Source organism: Tsuneonella deserti (assembly GCF_014644315.1).
Classification (GTDB): Bacteria; Pseudomonadota; Alphaproteobacteria; order Sphingomonadales; family Sphingomonadaceae; genus Tsuneonella; species Tsuneonella deserti.
Genome location: NZ_BMKL01000001.1, coordinates 2,271,182 through 2,291,506, shown reverse-complemented (window position 1 = coordinate 2,291,506; position 20,325 = coordinate 2,271,182). Strand labels below are relative to the sequence as shown.

At 66.4% G+C, this 20,325-nt stretch carries 25 protein-coding genes; 12 read left to right on the top strand and 13 right to left on the bottom strand.

Translation table 11 applies throughout. From position 1 onward, the window contains the following. Together IEW58_RS11355 and IEW58_RS11350 are read right to left on the bottom strand one after the other, a co-directional pair. The gene (locus IEW58_RS11355; protein WP_188645214.1) at positions 1–213 is read right to left on the bottom strand and encodes a hypothetical protein; all 213 of its coding nucleotides are present in this window, start codon (positions 211–213) and stop codon (positions 1–3) included. A 96-nt stretch (positions 214–309) separates the two neighbouring features. Next, positions 310–621 (bottom strand): hypothetical protein, encoded by a 312-nt coding sequence (locus tag IEW58_RS11350; protein ID WP_188645213.1) that lies wholly within the window; start codon positions 619–621, stop codon positions 310–312. Positions 622–748: 127 nt separating this feature from the next. Here IEW58_RS11350 and recQ point away from each other — a divergent pair, with 127 nt between their 5' ends. The 7 genes from recQ to asd all read left to right on the top strand — a co-directional run bounded on the left by recQ (position 749) and on the right by asd (position 6,330). Continuing rightward, positions 749–2,539: a DNA helicase RecQ gene (gene recQ / locus IEW58_RS11345; RefSeq protein WP_188645212.1), complete on the top strand. Its 1,791-nt coding sequence runs from the start codon at positions 749–751 to the stop codon at positions 2,537–2,539. Positions 2,540–2,642: 103 nt separating this feature from the next. Beyond that, on the top strand, positions 2,643–3,557 hold the full coding sequence (locus tag IEW58_RS11340) for an SPFH domain-containing protein (protein WP_229658561.1): 915 nt from the start codon (positions 2,643–2,645) through the stop codon (positions 3,555–3,557). A 12-nt stretch (positions 3,558–3,569) separates the two neighbouring features. After that, the gene (locus tag IEW58_RS11335) at positions 3,570–3,770 is read left to right on the top strand and encodes a type II toxin-antitoxin system antitoxin (protein ID WP_188645211.1); all 201 of its coding nucleotides are present in this window, start codon (positions 3,570–3,572) and stop codon (positions 3,768–3,770) included. A 3-nt stretch (positions 3,771–3,773) separates the two neighbouring features. Continuing rightward, entirely contained in the window at positions 3,774–4,043 is a 270-nt protein-coding gene (locus tag IEW58_RS11330; RefSeq protein ID WP_188645210.1) for a hypothetical protein, read from the top strand. A 61-nt stretch (positions 4,044–4,104) separates the two neighbouring features. Next, the gene (locus tag IEW58_RS11325) at positions 4,105–5,088 is read left to right on the top strand and encodes a right-handed parallel beta-helix repeat-containing protein (RefSeq protein WP_188645209.1); all 984 of its coding nucleotides are present in this window, start codon (positions 4,105–4,107) and stop codon (positions 5,086–5,088) included. A gap of 49 nt (positions 5,089–5,137) precedes the next feature. Then, a complete protein-coding gene (locus IEW58_RS11320; protein WP_188645208.1) occupies positions 5,138–5,401 on the top strand; it encodes a DksA/TraR family C4-type zinc finger protein in 264 nt (87 codons plus the stop codon). A gap of 59 nt (positions 5,402–5,460) precedes the next feature. Then, positions 5,461–6,330 carry an archaetidylserine decarboxylase gene (gene asd / locus IEW58_RS11315; RefSeq protein WP_229658560.1) on the top strand — a complete coding sequence of 290 codons (870 nt, stop codon included), beginning with the start codon at positions 5,461–5,463 and terminating at the stop codon, positions 6,328–6,330. On the opposite strand, the gene ribA is transcribed toward asd, so the two are convergent. The 7 genes from ribA to pabB all read right to left on the bottom strand — a co-directional run bounded on the left by ribA (position 6,327) and on the right by pabB (position 12,362). Beyond that, the gene (gene ribA / locus IEW58_RS11310) at positions 6,327–7,391 is read right to left on the bottom strand and encodes a GTP cyclohydrolase II (RefSeq protein WP_188645792.1); all 1,065 of its coding nucleotides are present in this window, start codon (positions 7,389–7,391) and stop codon (positions 6,327–6,329) included. The genes asd and ribA overlap by 4 nt on opposite strands. Beyond that, positions 7,388–8,179 carry an exodeoxyribonuclease III gene (locus tag IEW58_RS11305; RefSeq protein ID WP_188645207.1) on the bottom strand — a complete coding sequence of 264 codons (792 nt, stop codon included), beginning with the start codon at positions 8,177–8,179 and terminating at the stop codon, positions 7,388–7,390. The genes ribA and IEW58_RS11305 overlap by 4 nt, the downstream gene beginning before the upstream one ends. A gap of 272 nt (positions 8,180–8,451) precedes the next feature. Next, a complete protein-coding gene (locus IEW58_RS11300) occupies positions 8,452–9,114 on the bottom strand; it encodes a LolA family protein (RefSeq protein ID WP_188645206.1) in 663 nt (220 codons plus the stop codon). Between the two features lie 68 nt (positions 9,115–9,182). Beyond that, positions 9,183–9,350 carry a 50S ribosomal protein L33 gene (rpmG, locus tag IEW58_RS11295; RefSeq protein WP_126176095.1) on the bottom strand — a complete coding sequence of 56 codons (168 nt, stop codon included), beginning with the start codon at positions 9,348–9,350 and terminating at the stop codon, positions 9,183–9,185. A 141-nt stretch (positions 9,351–9,491) separates the two neighbouring features. After that, positions 9,492–9,917 carry an alternative ribosome rescue aminoacyl-tRNA hydrolase ArfB gene (gene arfB, locus IEW58_RS11290; protein ID WP_188645205.1) on the bottom strand — a complete coding sequence of 142 codons (426 nt, stop codon included), beginning with the start codon at positions 9,915–9,917 and terminating at the stop codon, positions 9,492–9,494. After that, positions 9,910–10,560, bottom strand: coding sequence for an RluA family pseudouridine synthase (locus tag IEW58_RS11285; RefSeq protein WP_188645204.1), 651 nt, complete (start codon positions 10,558–10,560; stop codon positions 9,910–9,912). The genes arfB and IEW58_RS11285 overlap by 8 nt, the downstream gene beginning before the upstream one ends. Further along, positions 10,557–12,362, bottom strand: a complete 1,806-nt coding sequence (pabB, locus tag IEW58_RS11280; RefSeq protein ID WP_188645203.1) for an aminodeoxychorismate synthase component I — start codon at positions 12,360–12,362, stop codon at positions 10,557–10,559. The genes IEW58_RS11285 and pabB overlap by 4 nt, the downstream gene beginning before the upstream one ends. Positions 12,363–12,464: 102 nt before the next feature. Here pabB and IEW58_RS11275 point away from each other — a divergent pair, with 102 nt between their 5' ends. The 4 genes from IEW58_RS11275 to IEW58_RS11260 all read left to right on the top strand — a co-directional run bounded on the left by IEW58_RS11275 (position 12,465) and on the right by IEW58_RS11260 (position 16,656). Continuing rightward, entirely contained in the window at positions 12,465–14,039 is a 1,575-nt protein-coding gene (locus IEW58_RS11275; RefSeq protein WP_188645202.1) for a helicase HerA-like domain-containing protein, read from the top strand. A gap of 76 nt (positions 14,040–14,115) precedes the next feature. After that, positions 14,116–14,811 (top strand): endonuclease/exonuclease/phosphatase family protein, encoded by a 696-nt coding sequence (locus tag IEW58_RS11270; protein WP_188645201.1) that lies wholly within the window; start codon positions 14,116–14,118, stop codon positions 14,809–14,811. A 163-nt stretch (positions 14,812–14,974) separates the two neighbouring features. Further along, on the top strand, positions 14,975–15,313 hold the full coding sequence (locus IEW58_RS11265) for a P-II family nitrogen regulator (RefSeq protein WP_188645200.1): 339 nt from the start codon (positions 14,975–14,977) through the stop codon (positions 15,311–15,313). Positions 15,314–15,342: 29 nt separating this feature from the next. Then, on the top strand, positions 15,343–16,656 hold the full coding sequence (locus IEW58_RS11260; RefSeq protein ID WP_188645199.1) for an ammonium transporter: 1,314 nt from the start codon (positions 15,343–15,345) through the stop codon (positions 16,654–16,656). A 161-nt stretch (positions 16,657–16,817) separates the two neighbouring features. Here the strand turns inward: IEW58_RS11260 and IEW58_RS11255 are convergent, their stop codons facing one another. The 4 genes from IEW58_RS11255 to dksA form a co-directional block, all read right to left on the bottom strand. Next, complete coding sequence (locus IEW58_RS11255; RefSeq protein WP_188645791.1) at positions 16,818–17,204, bottom strand: DUF4112 domain-containing protein; 387 nt, start codon at positions 17,202–17,204, stop codon at positions 16,818–16,820. A 46-nt stretch (positions 17,205–17,250) separates the two neighbouring features. Continuing rightward, positions 17,251–18,708 carry an ABC transporter substrate-binding protein gene (locus IEW58_RS11250; protein ID WP_188645198.1) on the bottom strand — a complete coding sequence of 486 codons (1,458 nt, stop codon included), beginning with the start codon at positions 18,706–18,708 and terminating at the stop codon, positions 17,251–17,253. Between the two features lie 72 nt (positions 18,709–18,780). After that, positions 18,781–19,158, bottom strand: a complete 378-nt coding sequence (locus IEW58_RS11245) for a PilZ domain-containing protein (protein ID WP_188645197.1) — start codon at positions 19,156–19,158, stop codon at positions 18,781–18,783. Positions 19,159–19,266: 108 nt separating this feature from the next. Beyond that, a complete protein-coding gene (gene dksA / locus IEW58_RS11240; protein ID WP_188645196.1) occupies positions 19,267–19,722 on the bottom strand; it encodes an RNA polymerase-binding protein DksA in 456 nt (151 codons plus the stop codon). A gap of 276 nt (positions 19,723–19,998) precedes the next feature. Between dksA and IEW58_RS11235 the strand changes: the two genes are divergently transcribed. Beyond that, entirely contained in the window at positions 19,999–20,322 is a 324-nt protein-coding gene (locus IEW58_RS11235) for an SEL1-like repeat protein (protein ID WP_188645195.1), read from the top strand. Positions 20,323–20,325 lie beyond the last annotated feature (3 nt).

The following is a 20,325-nucleotide window of genomic DNA, read 5'->3' as shown; positions in this document are numbered from 1 at the left end:
TCATTCCGCTTTCCCTTTTTCGTTGTCCGATGACGCGGGCGACTGGCTTGCGTCGGGCAGCGCCTCGGGAGGAAGGCGACGGTGCTCGAGCATCTCGGCCGCCTCATCGAGAGCCTTCGCTTCGCCCACGGTCACGCCTCCCGGACCCGGATCGTTTTCCGATGGGCCACAGGCGGCCAGCAGGGCGAGGGGAGCCAAGGCGAGCATACGCATGGCCCTTGCCATACCGTGCCTGCGAAAAAGGGAAAGCGGGCGAATCGCCGATGCGATTCGCCCGCTTCGTGTTTTCTAGCGCCCGAAGGCGACATATTATTGCGGGGCGGCTTCCGTGGTCGCCTCGGCAGCGGCCGCAGCGGCTTGCGCGCGCGCCGCAACGTCCGCGGCGTTCTCGCCTGCCTCGACCGCGGTCGCGGGAGTGGCGGCCTCGGTCGGCTCGGCGGCGGCGTCGGCGGTTGCGTTGGCGCTCGGATCGGCGGCCGGCTCGGCGGTCACGCCAGCCATCGCCTCGTCCGCAGGCATTTCAACCGTGTCAGCTTCGGCCGCGGTCGACGCGTCATCGGTACCGCCACAGGCTGTCAGAGAGAAAGTGAGCGGGGCAAGGACGAGGGCGAGTTTCTTCATGGCGGGTTCTCCGTTGGGGTAATGGGTCGGCAAGGCCTTTACCCGCGTCGCGATTCCACCGCAATCCGCGCACTTTTAGGGGCGCCCGCATTTCCCTGCGGAGCCCGCTGTGCAATGGCCCGCGTCAATGGCGACGGTCGCAAGCGAAGCATACTCCCTGGACGCCGCGCGCGGGGCGTTGCGCGATGTGTTCGGTTTCGACGATTTCCGCGGCATCCAGGCCAATGTGGTCGGGCGCGTGCTCGCGGGGCGATCGACCCTTGCGGTCATGCCGACGGGCGCAGGCAAGTCGCTCACCTACCAGCTTCCTGCCACGATGATCGAGGGCACCACGGTGGTGGTGAGCCCGCTCATCGCGCTGATGCACGACCAGCTCCGCTCGGCACGTGCGAACGGGATCGCCGCGGCGACATTGACCAGCGCCGATGCCGACTGGCGCGAAACACTCGACGCGTTCCGCGCGGGCGCGCTGGACTTGCTCTACGTGGCTCCGGAGCGAGCCAGCCAGCCGGCTTTCCGGGAATTGCTGTCGTCGGCCCGCATCGCGCTGTTCGCCATCGACGAGGCGCATTGCGTGTCGGAATGGGGCCACGATTTCCGCCCGGACTATCGCCTGCTGCGCCCGCTGATGGATGCCTTTCCGCGGGTGCCGCGTCTTGCGCTCACCGCCACGGCAGACGCGCACACGCGGGACGATATCCTGGTCCAGCTGGGCATTCCCGCGGAAGGGCTGATGGTCGCGGGGTTCGATCGGCCCAACATCCGTTACCGCATCGCGCACCGCGACAGCATCGTTCACCAGCTCGTCGGCCTGATGCGCTCGGAGCCCGGCCCGGGCATCGTCTATGCGCCGACCCGCGCGAAAGTGGAGAAACTGGCGGGGCAGCTGGCAGCCGCAAGCGGCCGGCCCGTCCTTCCCTATCACGCCGGGCTCGAACCCGGTGAGCGCGCCGCCAACCAAGCTGGCTTCGTCGCGTCCGAGGACATGGTCATCGTTGCGACGATCGCCTTCGGGATGGGCATCGACAAGCCCGACGTCCGGTTCGTCGCGCATGCCGGCATCCCGAAGTCGATCGAGGCGTTCTACCAGGAGACCGGCCGCGCGGGGCGTGACGGCGACCCCGCGCAGACTCTGATGCTGTGGGGCGCGGGCGATTTCGCCCAGGCACGCCAGCGATTGAGCGAAGTGCCCGAAGACCGCCGCGGATCCGAACGCGCGCGGCTGGACGCACTTGCCGGTCTTGTCGAGACCGCGGGCTGCCGACGCGCGGTGCTGCTCCGACACTTCGGGGAGGATCCTCCCGAAGCATGCGGCAACTGCGACAACTGCCTCGAAGCGCCGGGCGTGACCGACGCGACCGAGATCGCTCGCAAGCTGCTCAGCGCGGCCTACCGGACCGGCCAGAGCTTCGGACTGGGCCACCTGCAGAAAGTACTCACCGGAGTGGGGGACGACCGGATCGTCCAGCGCGGTCATGACCGGCTGAGCGTGTTCGGCATCGTGGACGCGGAGGAAGCGCGGCTTATCCAGCCGGTTGCCCGCGCGCTCCAGGCGCGCGGGAGCCTGGTCGCGACCGAGCACGGCGGGCTCCAGCTGGGCGGCGATGCGAAGGCGATCCTGACGGGCGAGCGCAGCGTGGAGATCGTGGTGCCGCCGCAATCCTCCCGGCGGCGTGGCGGGGAGAGCAACCCTGTCGGCGACCCCCTGTTCGAGGCCTTGCGCGAAGTGCGCCGCGACCTGGCCCGCAGCGCCGGCCTGCCACCTTACGTGATCTTCCACGATGCTACCTTGCGCGAGATGGCGGCGCTCAAGCCGCAGACACTCCGGGAGCTGGCAGAGATCGGCGGCGTCGGCGCGCGCAAGCTCGAGGCCTACGGCCAGGCGTTCGTCGACGCGATCCGCGCCCACGAACGCTAAAATGGTACGCGCACACCGGTTGGCCCCTTCTGCGGAAACAGTTTGACCGCGCCATCTTTCGATATAAATATGATATCATAATTATATCGAGGAGCGATTCGTCATGTCGGTCGAGCAACAGGGAATGGTCAGGAGCAACGAACGGCCAGCAGCCGCGTTCAATGGATACCTCATGCTGCTGGTCTTGCTGGCGGCCGTCGCCTTCGCGGTGTGGCTGGTGGCGAGCGGGATCCCGGCGGAGGGCTCGCCCGAGCCGGTTATCCTGGCCTTCGTGATCAAGCTGGTCGGCGCGGCGCTTGTCGCCGGGGTCGTCGCCATCGGATTCTACATGATCCAGCCCAACCAGGCAGCCGTGCTGACCCTGTTCGGGTCATACGCAGGGACCGACCGGACCGAAGGTCTTCGCTGGATCTGGCCGTGGATCGGCAAGAGCAAGGTCTCGGTTCGCGCAAACAACCTCATTTCCGACCGGATCAAGGTGAACGACCTGCGCGGCAATCCCATCGAAATGGCCGCTCAGGTGGTCTGGCGGGTGGTCGATACCGCCCAGGCGCTGTTCGACGTCGATGATTACAAGGCCTTTGTCACCGTTCAGATCGAGGCGGCGGTACGCACCATCGGAGCGCGCTATCCCTACGACGACTTCGCCCATGCCGACGTCACCTTGCGCGGCCATCATGAGGAGGTCGGCGCCGAACTGCGCACCGAACTGATTGCCCGGCTGCAGCAGGCCGGCATCACGGTTGACGAATGCGGCTTCACCCACCTGGCCTATGCGCAGGAGATTGCCGGGGCGATGCTTCGCCGCCAGCAGGCCGAAGCGGTCGTCGCCGCGCGCACCACGCTGGTCGAAGGCGCGGTCGGCATGGTGGAGATGGCGCTCGCGATGCTGAGCGAGAAGAACGTCGTAGAACTCGACGACGAGCGGCGCGCGGCGATGGTCTCGAACCTCATGGTCGTTCTGTGCAGCGAGCGGGATACCCAGCCGGTGGTCAACGCCGGAACGCTCTACCAGTAGAACGGCAAGCCGGTGGCTCCGCCCGTCAGGAAGGCTTTTGCCCTACGCCTCGATCCGGCGGTCCACGCCGCGGTCGAGCGGCTGGCATCGGCGGAGCTGCGCAGCGCCAATGCGCAGATCGAAATGCTGCTGCGCGAGGCGCTGGAGGCGCGCGGATACGAGCTCAAGGCGCGCGCGAAGGCACGGCGAGGGCGCCCGCCCAAGGGAGATTGAGCGATGCTGGACAAGTTTTTCGAAGATGGAGACTGGTTCGCACCCAAGCGGTTCGGGTACGGCGCCGGATTGCCGATTACCTGGCAGGGCTGGGCGGTCAGCGCCCTTTATATCGGGGTTGTGATCGGGTTGGCGACGCTGGCCGAGTCCCGCCGCGACATCGGCCCGATGCTGGCGTTGCCGGGCATTGCCATCGCGACGATAATCTTCGCGGTCGTCGCGTATCGCCGGACGCGTGGCGGATGGCGGTGGCGGTGGGGCAACCGTGATTGAGCGAGGGGCACCACTCGCAATTTTAGGGCGGTGTTAACCCTTCTTCGATAGTGCCAGCGGAATGGAAAGCCACGCCCGCGTCGCACCTGCCCGCCCGTCGATCCTTCTGGTCGGCGCGTTGGCGGCAGCCGCCGTGGCGGCCATTCCGCTCGCCGCGCTGTTCGCCGAGCCGCGCGAGCCAGCGTTCACTGTCATCGAGAGCGGCCGCGGCTTTGCGACCCTTCAGCAAGCGGTCGGGGCGATCGGCGAAGGCACCGGCTCGATCGCGATCGCGCCCGGCACTTATCGCGAGTGCGCGGTGCAGGAAGCGGGCACCGTGACCTATCTGGCCGTCCAGCCCGGCTCCGTGATCTTCGATTCGACCACCTGCGAGGGTAAGGCAGCGCTAGTGCTGCGCGGCCGCTCCGCCCGCATTTCCGGGCTGACCTTTCGCGGTATGGCGGTGCCCGATCACAACGGGGCAGGCGTCCGCCTGGAGCGGGGCGATCTCATCGTAGCGCAAAGCTGGTTCGTCGACAGCCAGCAGGGCATCCTGACCGGCAGCGATCCTGCCGGGACGATCGTGATCGACAAGAGCACCTTTTCGGGCCTCGGCAACTGCGAGGATTCGGCAGGCTGCGCGCATTCGGTCTATGTCGGCGACTACGGCAAGCTGCGCGTGACCCGTACCCGCTTCGAGCGCGGCACCGGCGGCCATTATCTCAAATCGCGCGCGAGGATGGTGGAGGTCGCGGCCAACAGCTTCGATGACTCAGCCGGCCGCGGAACGAACTACATGATCGACCTGCCTGAGGGATCGGGCGGCCAGATCACCAACAACTGGTTCGTCCAAGGGCGCGACAAGGAAAATTACTCCACGTTCATCGCGGTCGCTGCCGAAGACCACACGCATTCCGCCGACGGCCTAGCGATCGCGGGGAACGACGCTCGCTTCGCGCCCGATGTGCGCCGGACGAGCGCCTTCGTGGCCGACTGGTCTGGCGACAAGCTCGCGATCGGATCGAACGTGCTCGGCACTGGCCTGAAGCCGTTCAAGCGCCGCTGAAGGAACCCGCCACGCTTCCTGCCCGTTTGTTCCGCAAGGAGCAGGAGCGATGGCAGGCGGTTGGACCCGCGACGGAGCGGTTCAGGACCAGATCGACGATACCGTGAAGGACGCGGTCGAGGCTGCGCGCGCGCGAATGGCTCGGGGCCCGAGCGCGGAATTCTGCGACGACTGCGGAGAGCGCATACCCGAGCGCCGACGCGGCGCGCTACCCGGCGTGCGCACGTGCGTCGCCTGCCAGACGGAGCGGGACAGCGAGGTGCGCCATTCCGCGATCAACCGGCGAGGCAGCAAGGACAGCCAGCTGCGATGAGTTTTGCCGCCGGCGGCGGCGCTGGCGCGGCAGCGCACCTTGCCCCATAGGCCCGCGCCATGTCATCCGCTTTCATCCGCCTGCAACACCTGGCTCCCGCTTTCATCCGCCTGCAACACCTGGCTCCGCAACACGCGCTGTCGCGGCTCGCCGGACGGGTTGCCGACAACACCTCCCCGCGGATCAAGGACGCGCTGATCCGCAACTTCATCGCTGCTTACGATGTCGACATGAGCGAAGCCGCGCTGCCGGCGAGCGAATATCCTACCTTCAATGCCTTCTTCACCCGCGCGCTGAAACCCGGCACTCGTCCGCTGGTCGATGAAGCTCAATATGTCCTGAGCCCTGCCGACGGCGCGATCAGCCAGCTGGGTCCGATCGAGCGCGGCCGGATCGTCCAGGCAAAGGCGCGCGACTATTCGGTAGCGGAACTCCTGGCCTGCGACGAGGAGGCGGCAGCGCGGTTCGAAGGCGGGCGGTTCATCACGATCTACCTCTCGCCGCGCGATTACCACCGCGTGCATATGCCCGCGCGCGGTAGCCTCAAGTCGACGCGCTACGTGCCGGGGGACTTGTTCTCGGTGAACGGAGTCACGGCTAGCGGTGTCGACCGGCTGTTCGCCCGCAACGAGCGGCTTGCCTGCCTGTTCGAAACGCCGTTGGGAACGATGGCGAGCGTGATGGTCGGGGCGATGATCGTGGCCGGGGTGGAGACGGTATGGGGCGGACGGGTGACTCCTCATGGCAAAGCGATCGAGGCTCACGAATTCTCGGACGGGCCCGCTTTCGCCGCCGGTGACGAAATGGGACGATTCTACCTCGGATCGACCGTAGTGCTGCTGTTCGAGCCGGGGCGGGTCGAGTGGCTGCCGCACCTCGCACCCGGCCGCACCGTCAGGATGGGTCAGGCGATCGGCGACCGCCTCTAGAGCAGCAGGTGCCCCGCGCGGTCGCGCTTGGTGGCGAGGTAGCGGATGTTGTGCGGATTCCCGGGGAGCTGGTGCGGGACACGCTCGGCGATCTCGACCCCTGCCGCCTTGAGAGCATCCACCTTGGCGGGATTATTGGTCATCAGCCGCACGCTGCGGGCTCCGAGAAGTTCGAGCATGCGCGCGGCAATTCCGAAGTCGCGGGCCTCGTCAGGCAGGCCGAGCCGCTGGTTGGCTTCCACCGTGTCGAAGCCCACGTCCTGCAGGCGATAGGCGCGCAGCTTGTTGATCAGGCCGATGCCGCGCCCCTCCTGGCGCAAGTAGAGGACCACGCCCCAACCGCCCGCCTGCGCTTCGGAGGCGGCGGCATGAAGGGCAGCGTCGAGCTGCGGTCCGCAATCGCACTTGAGGCTGCCGAGCACGTCGCCGGTCAGGCATTCCGAATGCAGCCGCACCAGCGGGGCCCGGTCCGAGCGGGGATCGCCGAACACCAGCGCGACATGCTCACGTAAGTCATCCGTGCTGCGAAACGCCACGATCTGGCAATCCTCGCTTGCGCTTACCGGAAGCTTCGCACGCGCCGCGACGATGAGCCGGTTCGGATCAGCGAGCGCCGCGAGGTCGGCCGGGTCAAACGGCTGCGCTTCGCCAGCGCTTGCCGGATCGACGAGGAAGGCGGGCAGGATTCCCGCCAGACGCGCCAGCTCCAGCGCGGCGGCGGCCGCATCGGGCCATTCGAGCGGCTCTGCCCTGAAAGGTCCCTTGAGGGGATAGGCGAGATCGAGCGACGGATCGGCAAGCGCGCGCGCGGCGGCGAGATCGAAAGGTTCGGCGCCTCGTACCAGCACTGGCGCGTGCGGTTCGGCAGCCTCGCGCTGATTGACCAGTTTGAGTGTTTCCGCGCGGGCCGCCGATATCAGCATGCGCACGGACGAGGCATCGGGCGAGACCCCAGTCTCCGCCGGCAGGAGCACCGGACCGCCGATCAGCGCGATTGGCCAGCCGTGCCGCAGCGCGTCGAGCGCCTGGGCAGCGCGCCTGGATGGGGACGGCGAGGTCAGAGATCGAACTCCGTTACCAGCGGAATATGATCGCTCGGGCTATCCCAGTTCCGCGTCTCCTCCACCAGCCGGTGACTGGCGGCGTGGTGCGCCAGATCGGGGCTAGCCCACATGTGATCCAGGCGGCGACCCTGGTCCTTCTGCCGCCAGAAGCTGCGATAGGACCACCACGAATAATTGCGCTGCGGCGCCGGGATGAATCGGCGGCCGAGGTCCACCCATTCGTGCGCCGCATTGAAGCGGCCGAGCGCCTCGACTTCGACGGGAGTGTGGCTGACCACCTTGAGCAGCGCCTTGTGATCGTAGACGTCGCATTCCAGCGGGGCGACGTTGAAGTCGCCGACGATCAGGGTGGGATGGCGAAGCGCTTCGGCCCATCGCGTCATCCGTTGCAGGAAGTCCAGCTTCTGGCCGAACTTGGGGTTTACCTCGCGGTCGGGCGTATCGCCGCCGGCCGGGATGTAGACATTCTCGATGATGAGGCCCGCGCCGCGCCCGGTGAGCTCGACGCCGACATGGCGCGCCTCTCCGTTGTCCTGCCAGTCGTGGCGGTGAAGTTCGCGAAACGGCAGCCGGCTGACCGTCGCGACGCCGTGATAACCCTTCTGTCCATGGACGGCCTGATGGACGTAGCCCAGGTCCGCCAGCGTCTGCGCGGGAAACTGGTGCTCCTGGCACTTGATCTCTTGGAGGCAAAGCACGTCAACCGCCTGCTCGCGGAGCATGCGCGCGACCTGATCAATGCGGAGGCGCACCGAGTTGATGTTCCAGGAAGCGATCGAGATCATGGGTCTGCGGATAGGGAGCGCAGCCGCGCGCGGCAACTACAACACGTAGGCGGCAAAAAACCCTCGCGCCGGGGGCATATGGCGCGAGGGTTCCTTGTTAGCGTTCGTCACGCTTGTGCAGGGCGGCCCTTGTCGAGGTCAGGGCAACAGGGGGGAAACCCGCCTCAAGACCATCCTGCAAAAGATGGTTTACGTGCTGCGGGCTTTCGGCTGCATGAACGCCCCGTCGCAGTTTGTCGCACCGGGGCAACGTGGGTCAGCCGAAACGTTGCCTAGCGGCGACCGCCCGAGCGCCTCGGATCCTTGAAGGTGAATGTGCTGTCGGGGATCGAGATCCCGTATGCCTGGTTGCTCAGCCGCACCGTCGTCCGCCCGTTCTGCGCGTCGAGCGCCACCCAGTTGGTCAGTTCGAGGCCGCCCGGGGCCTTCGCATCGCGCACGAAGATAAGCGTGATGACGCCGTATTCGGGGTGCTTGCTGTCGCGAACCTCCACGGTGACGACATTGTCATTCCCCGAGGGGATCAGCTTGCCATACTTCTTCACGTCGCGGCTGGGATCCAGCAGCGCGCCCAGCGGCGAGTTGCCGATCGGCCAGCGCTGCACCTGGTTCACGTCATAATCGACAAGATAGAGCGACTTGCCGTTCGAGACGACCAGCATGTTGGCGCTCTTCTGGTATTCGAACCGGATCTTGCCAGGGCGCTTGAGCGACAGGACGCCCGACAGTGTCTGCCCTTTGCGGTCGGTCTGGGTGAAGTTCGCCCGCATCGTGCTGATGCCGCGCAGTGCCGCTACCGCCTGGTCGAGCTGGCTGGCCTGCGCGGCCACGGGTGCCGCCGGAACCGCCAGCATTGCGGCCGGCACGGACATGGAAAGCGCGCCGGCAATAGCGGCGCGCAGGGTGATCTTCGGGAACTTTTTCAAGGTCTGCATGCTCCGGGAGTTATTGTCGGAGCGTTGAACCGCCACTGAACCCTCACGGTTCCAGCGGTTCAGGAAGATCACTTGATCTTGGCTTCCTTGAACTCGACGTGCTTGCGCGCCACCGGATCATACTTGCGGAAGGTGAACTTCTCGGAGTGGTTGCGCGGATTCTTCTTCGTCACGTAGAAGAAGCCGGTGTCGGCGGTCGAGACCAGCCGGATCTTGACGGTTGCGGGCTTCGCCATGGCGGTTTCCTGATTCGCTGTTCGGCCCCGCCCGATTGCGCGAATCGAGGCCCGAAATACCAAGGGCGGCACACGCGCGCCGCCCGTCAGGCGCGGCCATTGATGCAACGATGGCCGAAAGTCAAGCTCGGCGGAAGGGCGCTACCAGTCGATTTTGCCGCGCCCGGCCTTGATCGCGCCACGCGATTTCTTCTGCTTTATGCGAGCCTCCTTGCCGACCCGGTTGAGGCGTGACCGGGCGCGCGCGGCAGGGGCAACGTGCGCCTGGCGGATCAGCGCGGCGAGCCGTTCGCGTGCATCTGCGCGATTGGCCTCCTGGGTCCGGAACCGGCGCGCCGCGAGAATGATCTCGCCAGCGGAGGTCATCCTGCTTCCGGCAAGGCTCTTCAGACGGGTGAATGCCTCGGGCGAAAGGCCCAGTGCGTACACATCCACCCGCAGTTGCACCGCGCTGGCGACTTTGTTGACGTTCTGTCCGCCCGGTCCGGTGGCCGCCAGGAAGCTCTCGCGGGCATTGGCAAGCGCGCGCTCGACCGCCGCTTCCGCCCGCGGGTCTGCCTCAGCCATCGCCGAAGCCGAGCTGCGCGAAATCGGCGGGCAGGGGTGCGATTGCGGCTACGGCCGGCTTGCCGGGGCGAGGAACCGACAGTTCGGCGGCGTGCAGCATGGTGCGCGGCCCGGTTGCCCGGTCGCCGTAGACCGGGTCTCCGGCCAAGGGGATTCCCAGACCTGCCAGGGCATGGACGCGGATCTGGTGAGTCCGGCCCGTCTCCGGGCGGAATTCGACCAGGGTGCGTCCGCCGGACACGGCCAGTCGCCGCCAATGGGTGATCGAGGGCTTGCCCTTCCTCGCCGCGATCATCCGCCAGCCCTTCTCGGCCGAGCTGATTTTCGACAGCGAGAGCGAAATGGTCCCCTCTTCCTGCGCCAACTCGCCCGCGAGGATGCCGAGATAGCGTTTCTCCACCGCGCGCTCCTCGAAAGCGCGCGCGAAACGGACCAGGGCTTTCGGATTGCGCGCCAGCAGGAGGCATCCGGATGTATCGGTGTCCAGGCGATGGACGGGTACCGGGTTACGCTGGAAGCCGAGGCGCAGGTCCTCGAGGTGGTTGGCCAGCGAAGGTCCCCCTGCCCGCGGCGGGTCGATGGGAAGTCCGGCCGGCTTGTCAATCACCAGCGCCTCGCCGTCTTCGAAGAGGATGTCGATCATGCGAGAGTTGCCCGCATCAGTCCGCGCAGCGCATTGCCGATGAAAAACCCCTGCTCGAGATCATCAAGCGTCAATTCGGCTTCGCGCGCACGTCCCTGTTCCAGCAGCCGACCGCGGAGAACGCCGGGCAACAGGCCCAGACTGGCCGGCGGCGTCAGCATCACTCCATCCCGCTCGACGAACACGTTGGTAAAGCTTCCTTCCGTCACCAGCCCGTCGTCCCGCACGAACAACGCCTCGCTGCTCCCGGCGTCCAAAGCAACCCTGCGGGCGTCGTCGTAGAAATCCCGGTCGGTCGTCTTGTGCCGAAGGCGCCAGTCGCGTGGATGGACCGGCAGAGGCAACGCGATGCACCTTGCTGGTTCTTCCAAGACCGGGGGAAGAGGCGCTGCCTCCAGCGCGATCTCGCCGCGGCTGGACGCCAGCAAGCGCAAGCGGGCCGGCGCGTCGAGGTCGAAGCACAGGGCCTGGATGCGGTTTCGCGCAGCGTGCCGGTCGAAGGCGAAACACAGGGTTTCGGCGCTCCGCTTCATGCGTTCGAGGTGCTGTTCGAGAAGCGGGATGCCTTCTTCGGGATCGAAGCGCATCGTTTCGATCAGGTCGAAGCCGGGTGCGGCCAGACGAGCGAAATCGGCCTTGAGCAGGCTCTCGCGCCGTTCATCGAGCACATCGCTGTCGGCGACGATCGCGGACCCGACCCCGAGCGTGGCGGTGCCTTGCCCGTTTTCGATCTCGGTCAGGCGCAGGGTGCGGATCGCCACGTTGAAGGCAGCGTCGCCGTCGTGCCCATCGCGTGGAGCGTCGATCCGGCCGATGGCGCCGCAATACGGCCCCCTGGCATCGCGTTCGACTTCGCCAATCAGCTCCATTGCGCGGATTTTCGGCGCGCCGGTAATCGAGCCGCAGGGGAACATCGCGCGGACGAGGTCCATCGCACCCTGGCCGCGGGCGAGCCGCGCGCGCACCGTCGTGACCATCTGGTGCACGGTCGGATAGCTCTCGACCGCGAATGGCGCTTCCACACGAACGCTGCCGGCTTCGGCCACCCGCGACAGGTCGTTGCGCATCAGATCGACGATCATGAGGTTTTCGGCCCGGTCCTTGGCCGACGACGCCAGCTCGGCGGCGAGAGCCTGGTCCTCGGCCGGATCGGCGGCACGTGGGCGAGTGCCCTTCATGGGCATGGCCTTGGCCTCGCTACCCTTGAGGCTCACGAACAGTTCGGGCGATAGACTGAGGAGCCAGTGCTGGCCGTCGAACACTATTCCGCCATAACCGGCACGGGCCTGCCGGCGCAGCGCGGAATAGAGCGCCAGCGGCTCGCCGCGAAAACTGCCGGTAATCGGGAAGGTCAGGTTGGCCTGGTAGATATCACCGTCCCGGATCGCATCCTGCAGCGCGGCGAATGCCTCGTCGTATCCGCCCGGCGAAACCTGCGGCACCAGCGGGCCGAGTGAAGCGTCGCCGCTGGCCCGTTCGGACAGCCATCGGGGCACCTCGCCTGGCGGCAGCAGCTCGGGTTGATCGAACAGGCCGAGCCAGACCAGCGGGCCGGCAGCCCCGGTGCGCCCGCCCGCTGCCGAGGAAAGCCTAGGCTCAAGCGCGAGACCCGCTTCGTAGGCGATGTATCCGGCCAGCGTCCCACCCTGGCGCCGGGCCGCGTCCGCCGCCTCCAGCACGGCCGAAACCTCTTCGGGCCGCCGCGCGACGAAAATGCGGGTCGGATTTTCGAACAGGTGCGCATCGGCCGCGCCGTCCTCTCTCGCATCGTCGAGCAGTACGAATGGAAGACGCTGCGCCATCATCCCATGCCTTAGCGGCTTGCATCCTCGTGTCGAGTGAGCTTGACCCGCAGGCGGCCGGTTTGCACCACAGCGGCCTGGTTGGACGGAGAGTGGAAGAACATGGGTCAAATCTTCATCGGCCTCGCCGACAACGGTGAGCGGCAATTTCTCGAACTCTCGCGGGCCAACCGTCACGGGTTGATCGCGGGCGCCACGGGCACCGGCAAGACAGTGACGTTGCAGGACCTTGCCGAAAGCTTTTCGGCCGAAGGCGTCCCGGTTTTCCTGGCCGACGTGAAGGGGGACCTTTCGGGCATCGCGATGCCCGGCTCGCCCACCTTCAAGAATGCGACCGCGCTGGAACAGCGCGCGCGTGACCTCGGCATGGCTGATTACGCCTATAGCGATAACCCGGTGGTGTTCTGGGACCTCTACGGTCAGCAGGGCCATCCCATCCGGACGACAATCTCGGAAATGGGACCATTGCTGCTGGGCCGCCTGCTCGATCTCAACGACACCCAGCAGGGCGTGCTCGATATCGCCTTCCGGTTTGCTGACGAGCAGGGCCTGCTCCTGCTCGACCTCGAGGATCTGCAGGCCATGCTGGCCCACGTCAGCGAGAACTCGAGCGAGCTTTCGGCGCGATACGGCAACGTCACCAAGCCCAGCGTCGGCACCATCCAGCGCCAGGTTTTGAGCCTCGACAGCCAGGGCGGGGCGGAGTTTTTCGGCGAGCCGGCGCTCGAGATCGCCGACTTCATTCGCACCGACGAGAAAGGGCGGGGGATCGTCAACGTGCTCGCGGCCGATCGGCTGATGCAGAGCCCCAAGCTTTATGCCACTTTCCTGCTGTGGCTGCTCGCCGAACTGTTTGAGACGCTGCCCGAAGTGGGCGATCCGGAAAAGCCGAAGCTGGTTTTCTTCTTCGACGAGGCTCACCTCCTGTTCGACGAGGCGCCCGATGCGCTGCAGGACAAGATCGAGCAGGTCGTCCGGCTGGTGCGATCCAAGGGCGTCGGCGTCTATTTCATCACCCAGAACCCGATCGACATTCCGGAAAAGGTCGCAGGGCAACTTGGCAACCGAGTCCAGCACGCGCTGCGCGCCTATACCCCGCGCGACCAGCGGGCGATCCGGGCGGCGGCCGAAACCTTCCGCATCAATCCGGCGCTCGACGTCGAGACGGCGATTACCGAACTGAAGACCGGCGAGGCGCTGGTCTCTACGCTGATGCAGGATGGCGCGCCGTCCATCGTCCAGCGCACGATGATCAAGCCGCCACGCAGCCGCATCGGTCCGATCGACGCGAAGGAGCGGGCGATCATCCAGTCGGTCAGCCCATACTCGGGCAAATACGACGAGCGCGTCGACCGTGACAGCGCAGCCGAAGTCCTGGCCCAGAAAGCTGCCGACGCGGCGGCCACCGCCGAGGAAGTAGAGGCCAGCGGGATCGAGGAGGTCAGCAAGCGCGAGCGACTGCACACGGGCATCTGGGGCAAGGCGATGAAGCGCGCAGCCGGGGCGGCAATGGGGTCGGGCGCATCCATCGCCGCCGGGGCGGTGCTGGGCAAGCGCTCGCGCGCCAACCCCGTGAAGAGCGCGGCAAGCTCGGCCGCCGGCTCCATCGCGACCGACATAGCCGGCCCATACATCGGGCGCTTCGTGCGTAACCTCGTCGGCGGGTTGATGCGTTGAATCGGGGCCGTCGGAAGGCCATCCTGTTCCGGAGCGATCCGGGACCGATCGAGACCGAACGGAGTTAAGTCCTCGCGTGCAGCTGACTTTCGCCAGTTACAACATCCACAAGGCTGTCGGCGTCGACGGCCGGCTCGATCCTGATCGCATCCTTTCGGTCCTGCGCGAACTCGATGCGGACGTTATCGCGCTGCAGGAATGCGACCGTCGGTTTGGCGCGCGGGAAAGCGTAATCTCTCGCGGGGCGCTGGACGAAACTCCCTGGCACGCGCTCCCTGTCGCCCGACGCCCTCACAGCCTCGGATGGCACGGCAATGCTCTCCTGGTGCGCAAGGAGTTCGAGCACCTGGAAGCCCATGCCGTCGATCTTCCCCGACTGGAGCCCCGCGGCGCGGTTCGGGGAGACTTCATGGTCGATGGCGTGCGCATGCGCGCGGTAGGGGTCCACCTCGATCTGTCGGGGCTGCGCCGCCGCGACCAGATCCGGACGGTCCTCAAGCACGTGGACGGATGCGACGATGCCTGTCCGACAGTACTGATGGGCGATTTCAACCAGTGGGGAGTGAGCACTGGAGCAATGCGCGAACTGGCGCACGGCTGGCACTCGCTCGCTCCCGGCCGGAGCTTCCCGAGCCACAATCCGGTTGCCCAGCTCGACCGCATCGCCGCTTGCCACCGCTGGCGGGTCGTAGAGCACGGGGTGCATCACAGCGCCTTGGCGGCCCAGGCTTCCGACCACTTGCCGGTCTGGGCACGGCTGGAACTCGCCTGACGAGAGAGTTAGTGCCTATTATTTGAGCAGGCACTCGAGCGAAGGCGCACTTTCTTGCGCAAAAATACGGCATAACGGCCAAGCCGCCTCTAGGCTTCAACTTGGCACGCCCCTTGCTTAACCGGGTTGGCCGGAAACCTTCCGGCGTCGCGGGAGCCGGGCCATGAAATTCATCATCGCTGTGATCAAGCCGTTCAAGCTCGACGAAGTGCGGGAGGCGCTCTCCTCGCTGGGCGTCGCCGGAATGACGGTGACCGAGGTCAAGGGTTTCGGGAGGCAGAAGGGCCAGACCGAGATCTACCGCGGCGCCGAGTATTCTACCAACATGCTCCCGAAGGTGAAGATCGAGGTCGCCACCAGCGATGCGCTCGCCCTCCAGGTCGTCGAGGCGATCCAGCAGGTAGCCCGCACCGAGGCCATCGGCGACGGCAAGATCTTCGTCCTCGATCTCGTTTCCGCCACCCGCATCCGCACCGGCGAAACCGGCGACATCGCCCTGTGACCCGCCTGTTCTTCTCGAGGGAAATCCAGATGATCCGCAAAGCTTTCGCCGGCGCGCTCGTCGCCACGCTCTCACTGTCGGCAGCTTCACCCGCACTTGCGCAGGAAGCGGCCGCGAAGGTGGCCGATCCGGGCAACAACGCCTGGATGATGACATCGACGATCCTCGTCCTGATGATGATCCTCCCTGGACTGGCGCTATTCTACGGGGGTCTGACCCGCTCGAAGAACATGCTCTCGACGATGACCCAGATCGGCGCCGTGGCGTGCCTCGCCATGCTCGTATGGGTCATGTGGGGCTATGGCATGGCCTTCGGGCCGGAGGGCAACGCCTTCGTTTCGTGGGGCAAGTTCTTCCTCGCCGGAGTGACTTCGGACTCCACCGCCGCCACTTTTTCCGACGAGGTGATCAGCGAATACGTGTTCATCTCCTTCCAGATGACCTTTGCCGCGATCACCGCCGCACTGGTGCTCGGCTCGACGGTCGAGCGGATGAAGTTCTCCGCGGTGATGGTGTTCGCGCTGATCTGGCTGACGATCGTCTATTTCCCGGTAGCGCACATGGTGTGGGCTGGCGGCGGCCTGTTCTTCGAGATGGGCGCGCTCGATTTTGCCGGCGGTACCGTGGTGCACATCAACGCCGGCGTCTCGGCGCTGGTCGCGGCGCTGATGCTGGGCCGGCGCAGGGGCTATCCGGCCGAGCCGATGCCGCCGCACAGCCTGACCCTGACGATGGTCGGCACCGGCCTGCTGTGGGTGGGCTGGTTCGGCTTCAATGCAGGGTCCGAACTCGAGGCAGACGGGACCGCCGGCCTTGCGATGATCAACACTTTCGTCGCCACCGCCTCGGCCGCATTGTTCTGGATGCTGACCGAGCGCGCGATGGGGCACAAGGGATCGGCGCTGGGCTTCTGCTCGGGCGTCGTGGCCGGTCTCGTCGCGGTGACTCCCGCCGCGGGCAACGTCGGCGTGTTCGGTGCCGTCGTACTGGGAGCCGTCGCTTCGGTTGTGTGTTTCTTCGCCGTATCGAAGCTCAAGCCGCGCATGGGCTATGACGATGCGCTCGACGCGTTCGGGATCCACGGCATCGGCGGTATGATCGGGGCCGTGGGCACCGGCATCCTGCACGATCCCCTGTTCGGAGGGCCAGGCGACGGGTCCGTCTCCATCGGCTCACAGACTCTCGTGCAGGTGCAGGCCGTGGCGGTGACCATCCTGTGGGCCGCCGCGGGCACCGCGATCGCGCTCACTGTCGCCAGATTCGTCACCGGCCTGCGCGTCACCCCCGAAGTCGAATACGACGGGCTCGACATCGGAGAGCACGGGGAACGCGCCTACAACTGATCAATCGGCTTGGCACGGATCGCGGGCTTCTCTCCCTCCCCGCGATCCCGCCACACGGGGTTCCTCCTGCGAACACCGCCTTCGGGCCGGAAGCCGCCGCTTCCGGCCCATTTTTTTGCGCGCTAACTTGTCCAGATCGACTGACGACGAGAGCCTTGTCTTCAGCCGATGGTCTGGGTCGCCGGGTAATGCTTGTCGAGGTGACGCTTGATCACCTTGAGGTTCCGGGTGTTCGAGCGGAACAGGAAGTCGAAGGCGTCGCCCACCACCGGGATCGCGCCGACTGCCGTGTCGAATGCCACGTTGCCGGTCATTCGCCACAGCTTCCACCTCGGCAGCCCGAGGTTTTTCGCTTCCCACACCAGCCACATGCCCATCGCCGCCGTGATGAGGTCGCCGACCACGGGAACAAGGCCAGCCACCGAATCGAGCCCGATCCGGTAATTCACGCCGGGCAGGGTGAAGCTGTTCTCGAGCAGCTTTTCCATCGCTTCGATCCGGCGGCGGACCGAAACGGCATCAGTGCCGACGGGAAGCTGGATGCCCATCGGCCGGGCGCTCTCTGGTTGTTCCAACGGCACTCTCCTTTGCCACCTATGTGGTGCCCAGCGCGAGCGGCAACAAGGGATGCAAGCCCCAGCGGTTCTCGGCAAACCCGTCGATATCGCCGCGCACGAGGGACCATCTGACGGGCGCGCCAAGAGGGATGAACCCGTTGATTGCGGCCAGGCGCTCTTCCGCTTCCGCCAGCATCGCTGTCCGCGCGACCGGGTCCGGCTCGCGCGCGGACTTCTTCACCAACTCGTCGGCCTCAGGCGAGCAGAGTGTGCGGCGTACCGTGCAGGCGAACTGGTCGAGGTACCAGCGCCGACCTCCGAGCCGTGCGAGCGAGTCGACGAATTCAAGGTCCGCCGGCTCATCCTGTCCGACCCGGACGGCGGTGACGCCGATTTCTGCCCAGTCGGCCGCCAGTTCGCGGAAGAGCAAGGTCGATCCCGGGCCCGGCGGCAGGGCGATCCGCAGCCGCGAATTATCGGAGTCCGCGTATCCCGAAAGGATGCGGCGGGCACGGGCGCGGCGCTGCTCGATCGTCAGATCGGCCCACCGCTCGGGCGCGTTGCCTGCGACAGCCGAGGGCACCAGCCGCGTGCTCGCCATCCATCCGGCGATGTTGAACGGGGCAAGCAGCGTCTCGCGCTCGATCGCCATCGACAACGCCGCGCGCCGCTCCGGCTCGGCAAGCAGCCCTTCGGCCCTGACCACGCGCAAGCCCATCAAGCCTTGCGCCGCGTCCAGCCGCACGGTCCCACGGGACAAAGGCCCCGTGTCGGCCAGCGGCAAATGGGCGAGGCGCCCGTCGAGAACCAGATCGATGGCACCATCGCGAAAAGCGGCGACGGCCTTTTCGGCCGGCAATGCCTGGACCCGCAGCACGCGGGTGCCCGTGCGCCAGTGAGGGCTCGTCGGCAGGCCGCGCTCCTCGGGCGGGAGAAGCGAAAGGCGCGCAACGAGGCCGTCTTTCTTGAGCGACATAGGGCCCGCCCCGCTTCCCCGGTGTAGGACTCCCAGTTCGGGCTGGGCGAGCAACTGGAGGAATTCAGGCATCGGGCTGGCCAGCCGGACCTCGATGACCCGGCCAGTCATGGCGCGCACTTCGGAAACCGGCGCGAAATCGAGGCCCAGCGAGGTGCCGGAAAGCGCCCGGATGGTGCGTTTGAGCGCGTCGCGCACTTCTTCGGCGGAAATCGGGCGCCCGTCCGGCCAGTCCGAATTGCGCAGACGGAAAATGTAGCTCAAGCCGTCCTCGGTGACGATCCACCGTTCGGCCAGGGCCGGGACTACCTCTCCCTGCGCGTTGAGCGAGACAAGACCCTCGGCGGTTGCGCCGCGAACCTGCTGCGCGGGGGCCGGCAGGCGCAGGCCGTTCTCGAACAGGGCATCTGGGGTGCCGATGAATGCGATCCCCAAGTCCTCGCTCGCGTCCTTCGACCCGCAGGACGCCAGCAGGGCGAGAGCGGCGAGGGTGACGATGAGGCGCGGTCGGCGAAGCATCTCGCCCCTGCTAGCAGGTCCCGCGGCCCGCGCCAGCGCGGGTTATGCGCGATGGCAAGAGGCGCGCTGCGTTCAGAGCTTGCGCAGTGGGCCGGTTTCGAGCGGCAGGCCGTTCGGCAGAACCGTCGCCGGGCGCACGAAGCGCGGGCTGGCGAGATCTCCGTTGCCGACCGGAGTGCGCGGTGCGCGCGGATCGATCTCCTGCGCAAAAGCCACTCCGAAGCGATTGTCCTGTACCCAGGCGACACTGCCCTCGACCGGAGAGACGTTGCGCAACGCGACGTTGATCCGGGCGCCGCGCATGACCTTCAGGTCGCCTTCGGCCATCATGCCGCCGGCGGAAAGATTCCGTACCTTCACCTTGTGACGCGCGGAATCACCCTCGAGGCTTACTTCGGCCATGAGGAACAGGCTGTCCCGGTTGATATGTCGGGTGTCGACGCCGGACATCTACTGGGGCATTCCCTTCAAGATAGCGAACCGAGAACATTGCCTCAGCGAGGCTGCCGACGAGGTTAGGCGACGTGCGCTAAGGAATGCTTAAACGCCGGCTACGCGTCAGTCGTCGCGCGAAATTTTCTCGCGCCGCTCGTGGGCTTCCTGAGCCTCGACGGTCATCGTCGCAACAGGCCGGGCAATCAGGCGCTTCAGGCCGATCGGGTCGCCGGTGACTTCGCAATAACCGTATTCCCCGGCATCGATCCTCCGCAGGGCGGCATCGATCTTGGCGATCAGCTTGCGCTGCCGGTCGCGCGTGCGGAGCTCGATGCTCCAATCCGTTTCACTCGAGGCTCGATCGTTCAGATCGGGTTCCCGGATCGGGCCATCCTGAAGCGACTGGAGAGTTGCGTTGGCAGCCGAGAGGATCGACCGCTTCCATTCGAGAAGCAGCAGCCGGAAGTAATCCTGCTGCGCCTGGCCCATGTACTCTTCGTCCTCGCTCGGGACGTAGTCGTGCGCAAGCGCTCTCCTGGCCTTTTCCAGCACCTCGATGTCGGAAGCCGCAGTGGCCATCGATGTCCTCTCAAACCGGGTTCCCGGCTGGTCCGGCCAAGGGTCTTCGCCCGTGAGCCGTGCCGCCTGCTTTTCAGTCTTGGCGGGCCTATAGTGGCGGCTACCGCCCTGCACAAGCACGCTTTCCTCGCCCGCTATTGCACCCGGAATACTTAAGCGCCGCCGAACGATTGGTAACTCTGCGAAGATTTCGCGCGCGCCGTTAACCAGTTGTTGACCATGTTGAAGCGAATTTCCGTCCGTCGGCGCAGGGGAGCGCCGCTTGGGGGGATAAGAATGGAACTGGTCAAGATCGAAGGCGGTGCGTTTGCTTCAGCCGACAGTTCGCCCGAAATACTGGTGGCGCGCTGCCTGGCAGCAGCGGCGCAGGGAGACATCTCGGCTCTGTACGACCTGGGCGTGGCATTCTCGACCGGCAGCCACGGCGTGTCGTGCGATCTGATCGAGGCGCACAAGTGGTTCAACCTCGCCGCGGCGCGCGGACACGAAGAGGCCGCCTGGTGCCGGGCCGACATCTCCGACGAGATGACCGCGCGTGAAATCGCCGAAGCACAGCGCCGTGCCCGCGAATGGCTTTCCAGCGAGCGGCGCGCGGCCTGACAG